This is a genomic window from Nonomuraea sp. NPDC049784, assembly GCF_040659615.1.
GTDB lineage: Bacteria > Actinomycetota > Actinomycetes > Streptosporangiales > Streptosporangiaceae > Nonomuraea.
In genome coordinates this window covers 1-1,503 of sequence record NZ_JBFAMX010001182.1, presented here as the reverse complement: position 1 = coordinate 1,503, position 1,503 = coordinate 1, and the positions used below count along the sequence as shown (strand labels likewise).

The following is a 1,503-nucleotide window of genomic DNA, read 5'->3' as shown; positions in this document are numbered from 1 at the left end:
GCGACGGCGGAGGCCGAGGCGGCATCCAGTCGCCCGTCGATCACGGCCGTGACGACCCGCCTCGTCAGCGTGGTCTCCAGCACCAGCGGCCGGTCCCACGCCAGAGCCTGGCCCACCCCCGGATAGTGCTCCACCCGCACGAACCAGGGATCGTCCGCCGTCTGGGCGAAGACGAGCGTCCAGTCACGGCCCTCGGGCGTGGCGCCCGTCATGGCCACCCACGGGGAGCGGCTGCCGTGTACGGCCTGCTCGTCCCCCGGCAGGGTGGCCCGGCCGGTGGAGGTGCCCGGCGCGCGCCAGAAGAACCCGCCGTAGCCCGCGCCCACCCGGCCCTTGGTGGCCGAGCTGTGGATCTCCATGGGCGCTCCGGTGAGGTTCGTCAGCGTGAAGGAGAACTCCAGCGCCCACGCCCCGTCGATGGGCCGGGCGAGCACTGTACGCTCCTCGCGCGCCATCGGCCGTCCGCCGGGGCCTGCCCACTCCAGTTGCTCGACGAAGCCGTCGTCGGTGAGCTGCGAGAACGCCTGGTGGCGCTGGACACCGTGATCGTCCAGCCAGGCCGGCCCCTGGTCCTTGACGTAGGTGCGGCCACCCCAGAAGTTGGCGCCGCCCAGGTCGGAGATCGCGACTCCCACGCCGAGGTGGTGCACGTGGTCCTCAGGGCGTAGCTGGGTGACCTCCACGCCGGCGAGCGTACGCACCGGATGCAGGTAGGGGCGCGGCGAGTCGGTGGGCGGCAGGTCGGGCCGCCACTCGTAGGAGGCCACCGCCGTGTCCGCGACGCGCAGCTCCACACTCGTCCAGGGCACATCGAGCTCCGAGTACAGCGCCAGCTCCTCGGCGCTGCGCGTGGTCAGCTCGGCGACGCCCGGCAGGAACCGGTGCGTGACCTCGCCGGACTCGGCGTCCCGCTCGACGACCTGGTACCGCTCGGGGATCGGCAGCGGCTCGGGAGCCAGCCGCACCGCGTCCAGCACCTGCGTGAACGACTCCGTGGCGGACAGCGGCACCAGCAGGCGGGCGCCCGTGCGGAGGTGGTCGATGAGGTTCTCCAGCAGGTCCGTGCGCTCGTACACGGTCGTCGTGACCGAGCCGTCCGGCAGCTCGACCTTGAGCTGGTCCTGCGTGTAGACGAGCGTCGCGCGGCCGGCGTCGCCGTGCACGACAAGGTACGGCTCGTTCCTGCCGGTGGCACACAGCGTCACCGCGATCGTGATCACGAAACCGTCGTCGAGCCGGATCCGCAGGCAGGACGTGTCGTCCGACTCGATCGGATTGGCGTGGTAGAGCTCGGTCTCGATCTCCGCGATGGGGCCGTCCACCAGGGCCAGCGCGGTGGCCACGGCGTGCGCGAACGGGTTCGTCAGCGCGCCGTCCACCACGTCCACGCCGTCGAGCCGGCGCTTACCCGCCCAGGCGGACCTGGTGAAGTACGACGAGGTGCGCGATGGACCCTCGTGGTGTTCTCCACGGTCCCGTCATAGGGCCGACCATAGCTCAGAC

Annotated in this window: 1 protein-coding gene; it reads right to left on the bottom strand. The window is 71.7% G+C overall.

Features of this window, described 5'->3' with window-relative positions; all coding sequences use genetic code 11:
• The coding region (locus tag AB0J09_RS64535) for a PmoA family protein (RefSeq protein WP_360714364.1) at window positions 1–1,388 on the bottom strand (1,388 nt) is incomplete at its 3' end.
• Window positions 1,389–1,503: the final 115 nt, after the last annotated feature.